The organism is Clostridium sp. DSM 8431, assembly GCF_900116755.1.
In the GTDB taxonomy this organism is placed as follows: domain Bacteria; phylum Bacillota; class Clostridia; order Clostridiales; family Clostridiaceae; genus Clostridium.
In genome coordinates, this window is record NZ_FPBY01000159.1 from 1 (window position 1) to 7430 (window position 7430).

The 7430-nt window shown below is 26.6% G+C and carries 4 protein-coding genes and 1 pseudogene; 1 reads left to right on the plus strand and 4 read right to left on the minus strand.

The window, feature by feature from the left end:
- Positions 1-103: 103 nt before the first annotated feature.
- Positions 104-3019, minus strand: a complete 2916-nt coding sequence (locus BM384_RS13645; RefSeq protein ID WP_090014414.1) for a DEAD/DEAH box helicase — start codon at positions 3017-3019, stop codon at positions 104-106.
- Positions 3020-3149: 130 nt separating this feature from the next.
- Between BM384_RS13645 and BM384_RS13650 the strand changes: the two genes are divergently transcribed.
- Positions 3150-3680 carry a GNAT family N-acetyltransferase gene (locus BM384_RS13650; protein ID WP_090014415.1) on the plus strand — a complete coding sequence of 177 codons (531 nt, stop codon included), beginning with the start codon at positions 3150-3152 and terminating at the stop codon, positions 3678-3680.
- Here the strand turns inward: BM384_RS13650 and BM384_RS13655 are convergent.
- From BM384_RS13655 to BM384_RS18690, 3 genes and pseudogenes are all read right to left on the minus strand, one after another.
- Positions 3661-5418, minus strand: a complete 1758-nt coding sequence (locus BM384_RS13655) for a methyl-accepting chemotaxis protein (protein ID WP_090014416.1) — start codon at positions 5416-5418, stop codon at positions 3661-3663. The genes BM384_RS13650 and BM384_RS13655 overlap by 20 nt on opposite strands.
- A gap of 227 nt (positions 5419-5645) precedes the next feature.
- On the minus strand, positions 5646-7016 hold the full coding sequence (locus BM384_RS13660) for an MATE family efflux transporter (RefSeq protein WP_242946040.1): 1371 nt from the start codon (positions 7014-7016) through the stop codon (positions 5646-5648).
- 262 nt (positions 7017-7278) lie between these two features.
- Positions 7279-7430, minus strand: a pseudogene (locus tag BM384_RS18690) (IS1595 family transposase); the annotation flags it as partial.

Consider the following 7430-nt stretch of genomic DNA (forward strand, 5'->3'; position numbering starts at 1 on the left):
AAAAAATTATTTTTTAAAATTTTTTATTTTTTTGTATAACTGGTCTATGCATTAAAAAAATATAGCTGCATCTTGTCTTGATACAGCTATACTCAAACTCCTGCTACACATCATCGTAAGTTAGTAAATATTCAATTTCCTCCTTTGTAAGAGTATTTTTCATATTAATATTTTCATTATCATCTAATAGTTCTGAAATCATCTTACTTTTTTCTTCCTTAAGTATCATTATCTTTTCCTCAATAGTACCCTTTGTAATAAGTTTAATTACGTCAACTTCATTTTTCTGACCTATTCTATGAGCTCTATCTGTAGCTTGATTTTCAACAGCAGGATTCCACCATGGATCTATATGTATTACCTTCTCTGCTGAAGTTAAATTAAGACCTGTTCCCCCTGCTTTAAGGGAAATTAAAAATACCTTTGTTCTTTTCTTTTTATTAAATTCATTACATAGTTTAACTCTTTCACTAGCCTTTGTAGAGCCATCTAAGTAATAATAACCTATTTTTTCTTTATCCATTCTCGTCTTTATAATATCAAGCATTCCTGTAAATTGTGAAAATACTAATACCTTCTTCTTTTCTTTTTTAACAGTATCTTTAATTATCTCCATAAACTTTTCAGTTTTAGCACTTTTACCTTTATAGTTTTCATTTATAAGATGTGGATCTAGAGCTATCTCTCTAAGCTTAGTTAATAAAGCTAATATTGATATTGTATCATTTAAATTCTTAGCTTCTTTCTTAAATACATTAATACTATTTTTATAAATTTTCTTTTGATCACCTTCCATAGTTACATACACTGTTTGATCCTTTTTATCTGGAAGCTCACTTAAAACATCTTTTTTAGTACGTCTTAATATGAATTGCTTAATTAATAGCTTTAAAAACTTTATGTCATTATCTCCAGTTTTTAAGAATTTTCTCTTAAATTCACCTTCACTAAATAAATAGCCTGGTCTTAAAAAATCAAATATACTCCAAAGTTCCATTAAATTATTTTCAATAGGAGTTCCTGTTAAAACAAGATTAAAATCAGCCTTTATCTTTTTAACATTAAGAGTAACCTTAGATTTAGGGTTCTTAATGGTCTGTCCTTCATCTATAATAAGATTATCAAATTTAATATTTGAATATAAATCTATATCCATATTAATAGTTCCATAGGATGTTAGTACTACATCATAATCTGAAATATTATAAATAAGTTTTTCTCTCTTTTTCTTATCCCCATGAATACAGGCAATCTTTAATTTGGGAGCAAACTTCTTAAATTCACTTTCCCAGTTATAAATAAGAGATGTTGGAGCTATAACCATTGATTTTTGCCCTTTATTTAGCATTAAAAAAGCTATTGTTTGAAGGGTTTTTCCAAGTCCCATTTCATCAGCTAATATTCCAAACAAATTATTTTCTTTTTTATTTTGAATCCACCTAACGCCTTCAAGCTGGTAACTCTTAAGCTCTGCCTTTAATCCCTTAGGACTTACTATATCTTTTTCTTTCTTATCTCTATTTACTAGTTCTAAGAAATTAAGTTTATTTCCTTCTTCATAATAAATCTCCTCATAACCTTCATCTATCTTTAAAGGATCTCCCTTATAATCAATAAAACTTAAAAACTTCATATAATCTCTTATATCTTCCCTCGTAAAATCTAGAAAACTATAATCCTTAAATCTATAAAACTTTTCACTATTTCTAAAGCTTTCTATAGCACTATTTATCTCATCATTCTCTAAAAAGTCTAATTCAAAAAATAAATCATCACTTTCTTTTTTTATTTTCCCCTTAAATTTATTCTTAGAAATTATACTTAGGTTTCCTAAAGCTTTTGAGGATTTAATATTACACATATTTACTATTTCGGATTTTAATAATTCAAATAAACTATCATCATTTCTTGTAAAAAGATACCTTTCCTTCTGCTTTGTAAAGCCATGGATAAATAATATTTCTTCTATATTTTTAAGTTTTGCAGAACTCCTTATATAATATTCTTTATTTAAAAATTCACAGTATATTTTTTCATCTTCTTTATAAAAGTATAAATCTATATCAGCCTCTTTAGCTAAAATATTTTTTACTTCATCACTAATACTTAATTCACCTATCTCTGATAAAACACTTATTACCTTCTTTAAAGAACTTTTGTTAACATAAGTATAGTATTTATCTTTTAATATAGAATATATTAAGTTAAAGGATTTACATTGTTTAAAAGGAGGAATATAAATTTCTTCATTAAAAATAAATGCTGTTTTATCCTTATTTAAAGCTATTATAGTATCTTTTCTTCTCTGAAGTTTTATTTTATTTTGTTCTACTTTTAAAGTAAATTTAAGAGGCATATCTTTCATTGTAATTTCTGTATTATACTGCATTGATTTTATTTTTGCTTGAACTTTTTTATATCTGCATAAAAATAAAACTTCTCTTAAATCTTCATCTTTTACCTTCATATTTAATTTACTTAACATCTTTATTAAGGCTTTATCATTTTTGGAATAGTTTACTCTCCTAAAGGAATAAACAGCTTTATCATTTAAAATATGATATTCTAAATCTGCCTTTGTATTAATTCTAATTCTGCTTTTATCTTTAATAAATAGACTTATATTATATAAATTATCATCTTTATAGTTTTCTTCTAATAAAATAGATAGCTCAATTTCATCTTTATTATTTTCTTTATGTATATTATTTCTTTTAGTTAATTCAAGAATTGTAGCAATTAAATGTGAACAGGCAAAATTACTTCCTGATTTCCTTGCTTCTTCATGAATTTCGCAGTTACAGCTTAATTTAAGTGCTCTTCCATTAGAATCAGACTTAATGAAGGTAGAATAAACTTTTCTTCCATCTGTAACCCTTCCATATATATTGCTTATATTATCAATTTCTTTAACATCAATAACTTCAGCCTTATTTTCTTCATAAAGTTTTTCTCCATTTCTATAACTTAAAGAAAACTTATTATTAATTATTTTTCTCTTTAACAAATCAAAATCCACACATTTTCACCCCGTCCTTTAAAAAAGTAGTCTATATCTAATATACCATATATTCAATATTCTTCTTTATTTTTTATGAATCAGTCTGATATAATATTTTTGTACAATCTCTGAAAGGAAATATTTTAACATGGATTTTATACGAATTACAGATAAAAATAATAAAGACTTTCATAAAGCTTGGGAACTTTATGAAAATAGCTTTCCAATACACGAAAGAAGGACTTTAGAAACTCATAAAAAAGCATTAGATAATGAGAACTTTTATTGTACTTATGTAATGGAAGATGATACTTTTATAGGAATACTGTTTTACTGGAAACTAAATAATTACATTTATGTTGAGCACTTTGCTATAAGCCCTGAGCTTAGAAATCACGGCTTTGGAACTAAGGTATTAAATGAATTTACTTCAAATAATGAAAATATAATACTAGAAATAGATCCTTTAGAAGATGAAGTTTCTATAAAAAGATATCACTTCTATAAAAATATAGGTTTTAAATTACATGACTTTGATCATATACAACTTCCTTATAGAAAGGATTATGAAGGATATGTTTTAAGAATTTTATCTCATAGCATAGATTTAACAGAAGATAGTTATAATGAATTTTATAAATTATTATTTGATAGTCTTACTAAATACTGTGAAGATTAAAAAATAAAAAACTGAGCAAAATGCTCAGTTTTTTTTTTTTTACTATTTTAAATTTAGTAACTTCTTCTTGTAATTTTTCACCTAATTCAGCTAAAACTTGTGCTGACTTAACTACAGTTTCCATAGCTGAACTTTGTTCTTCTGCTAAAGCTGAAACTTCCTCTGTACTTGCTGCTGCTTCACTTGTAATACTATTTATTTCATCTATTGATTCAACTACCTTATCTGATTCTTCTAGTATTCTAGTTGCAAGAACATCAACTTTCTTAACTTCATCTGTAACACCTTTTATTTCTTTTGATATTACTTCAAAGCTTTGTCCTGATAATGCTACTGCTTGTACTCCTTCTTCTACTTGAACTGTACCGTTATTTAATACTTCAACAACATTTTCAGTTTCTCTTTGTATATTTTCAATTAGTTTTGAAATTTCTTCAGCTGATTTAGTACTTTCTTCAGCTAATATTCTAACTTCTTCTGCAACTACTGCAAAGCCTTTTCCTTGCTCTCCTGCTCTAGCAGCTTCAATAGCAGCATTAAGAGCTAAAAGATTAGTTTGCTCTGAAATATTCTTAATTACTTCTACTATGCTTCCAATTTCATCTGATTTAGTATGTAAAATATCAACTGATTTAACAACATTATTATTACTATTTCTAATAATATTAATTTTTTCTATTGCTTCATTAATTTGATTAATTCCATTATTAGTTGCTTTTAATACACTATTACTACTATTATTAGCAACTTCAATATTTTGAGCTACTTCATTTATGTCATCAATCATTGTTTTTATTATTTTATTTGATATCTGAACTGCTTCACTTTGCTTATGTGCTCCATTTGCTAATTCATTAATTGTAGATGTAACTTCTTCATTAGAACTATTTACTTCTTCAGACATTTGACTTAAATCTTCACTAGATTCAACAACTTTTTCTGATGCATCTTGTATTTGCCCAATCATACTCGTTAATGAATCTATAAGATCATTTGTTGTATCTCCTATAGTTCTCATTTCATCACTTGTATCAATTTGAACCTTTTCTGTTAAATCTCCATCAGCAACCTTATTAATTCCTGCTAAAATCTTATTTACAGAATTAATAATATTCTTACTAATAGTATAAGCTGAAATAATACTTATTAATACTGCTAGTACTAAGAATATAATTACTTGAATTACTGCACTTTTTGCATCTTCATCAAAATTTTTATCAGCATTCTCTATATAAACTTTATTTAATTCTGTAAGTTCTTTTATATTCTCTACTGTTTCATCATATAAAGAATCTGTTTCATTAATAATCACTATACTACCTATAATATCATTATTTTCTAGTATCTGTTGAGATCTTTGTATCTCTGTCATATATGGAGTATATGTACTCATAAATTTATCAAATAAATTCTGTTCTTCATCATTAGAAATATACTCTTCATATTTTTCTATATTTTCAGTCATGATTTTAGTTACTTCTTTTAATTTTTCTTCATGCTCAGCAACTTCCCTTTCATCTCCATTTAAGATATTTTGCAAAACTAATCTTCTATAATCTGCAAACTCACCTCTTATGTCTGCTAATGTGGATACACTTGGATATTGATCATCTAATATATCATTTTCTTCATTTGCAAGTAGCTGAACTTTATATATAGATAAACCACTTAATATAACTATCAGCATTATTATTGCTGTAAATGCTAATAATAATTTTCCTCTAATCTTTAGTTTCATTAATTGTATTCCTTTCCTTTATAAATTCTCTTTTACTTCCCTCTTTTAATATCGAAAACTTTTCTTTTTTATTTATATATTTTATAAAAAATATATAAATTTTTTCTTTTTTTTGCTTCCTACAATTTATTAGTATGTTTTTTCGACGTTTATCTCCAATCTCTTTAATCTTAAATAAAATAAAAAGCCCTACTAAGAATATTTCCTAGTATGACTTTTTACGTTTATTAAACTGTTTGAACAAATAACTTTTTTCTTATAGTAATATAGCTTATTAACACCATTATTCCTGTAATTGTCCACGAAACAGGATATACATTCATTAATGTTTCAAAGCCTGTATACCACTTACATACAGTAGATATCCATACTAACCTTAATATGCATGTTCCAAAAATCGTAAGTACAGTTGGAGTCATAGAATATCCCATTCCCCTAAGGGCACCACCACTTATTTCATAAAGACTTACTAGCATATAGCAACTAAAAAGATGTATCATACGAATTGATGCATACCTAATAACTTCTGGCTCTGAGGTAAATAAAGATATAAAAAAGCTTTTACCAAATAAAAAGAATAGACTAAATCCATAGCTTACTAATATACTCATAGCAAGAGCTCTAATAAATATTTTTTTACATCTTTCATATCGTTTTGCTCCAAAGTTCTGACTTGTAAAAGTAACTGCTGTCTGAGTAAAGGCAGAAACTACAAAATAGCAATAGCATTCATAATTAAGAGTAACTGCTGAACCTGCTACTGCATCTGAACCAAATCCATTAAGACTTGTTTGAATACAGACATTTGCTAAAGAAAATACTACTGACTGTAATCCTGCTGGTAGTCCTATTTTCAGCATGCTTTTAAGGTCGTCTTTTGATATAAATAATTCTTTTATAGATAACTTAATATATCCTTCTTCATTAATTAAAAAATATAAAACCATACTTGAACTTATTACATTAGAAATTACAGTAGAAATTGCCACGCCAGCTACCCCAAGATGAAAAACAATTACTAAAATCATATTTAATACTGCGTTTATTACTCCTGATAAAGCAAGACAATAAAGAGGTCTCTTTGTATCTCCCACACTTCTAAGTATTGCTGCTCCAAAATTATAAATCATTATAAATGGTACCCCTAGAAAATAAATTCTTAAATAAAGAATAGCATAGTCAATAATATCCTCAGGTGTATCCATCCATGTTAAAATATTTTTAGAAATAAGAATTCCAAAAATAAGAAGAAAAATACCACTTACTCCTGCAACTATCATAGACGTAGAAACAGCCGACTTTATTTTCTCAAGTTTATTTTCCCCTATGTATCTAGCTATAACTACATTTGCTCCTACTGAAATTCCAACAAAAAGATTTAATATTAAATTAATAACTGCACCATTGCATCCAACTGCAGCCTGTGCCTTACTGCTAGCGAACTTACCTACAACAGCAACATCAACAGAGTTAAATAATTGCTGTAATATACTGCTTGCTGCAAGAGGCAGTGCAAATAATAATAACTTATCTAATATACTTCCATTAAGCATATCAATCTTTCTGTCTTTACTTTCCCTTTTAACGTTATTATTCACTTTTTCATCTCCCGCTTTCTATCTCCCCTAAAATATTTCAAGACTTCCTTTTATATCCCTACATTATTTTACATCAAAATCCAAATAACATATAGTTTTAATTAAAAAGAAAGGCTCAATTATGAAATAGAGTGATAAATAAAACTAGCTATTCAAATATAGGTGGACGGCCTTTAAAATTCTTGATTTTATAAGGATGTTGTTCATCCCTTATAAACAGTGGATATTCTTGAATTTTATCAAAAATATATTTAAATAAAGATAAATAATTAGCTAAGTATTTAGTTGAAACTCCTCTATAGACAGAGATAAATCTTTTTATATTGCTGTGAATACTATTTATTCTTTGAATGTTAAAACCTTTGAAACTATGTTTTCCTTTTGGAATGGCTATATGATTAAGCTTACAATAAG

Bases quoted from the DNA above. Each gene is read 5' to 3' on its own strand.
- BM384_RS13650 (WP_090014415.1), top strand. From the start codon at position 3,150: ATGGATTTTATACGAATTACAGATAAAAATAATAAAGACTTTCATAAA.
- BM384_RS13655 (WP_090014416.1), bottom strand. From the start codon at position 5,418: ATGAAACTAAAGATTAGAGGAAAATTATTATTAGCATTTACAGCAATA.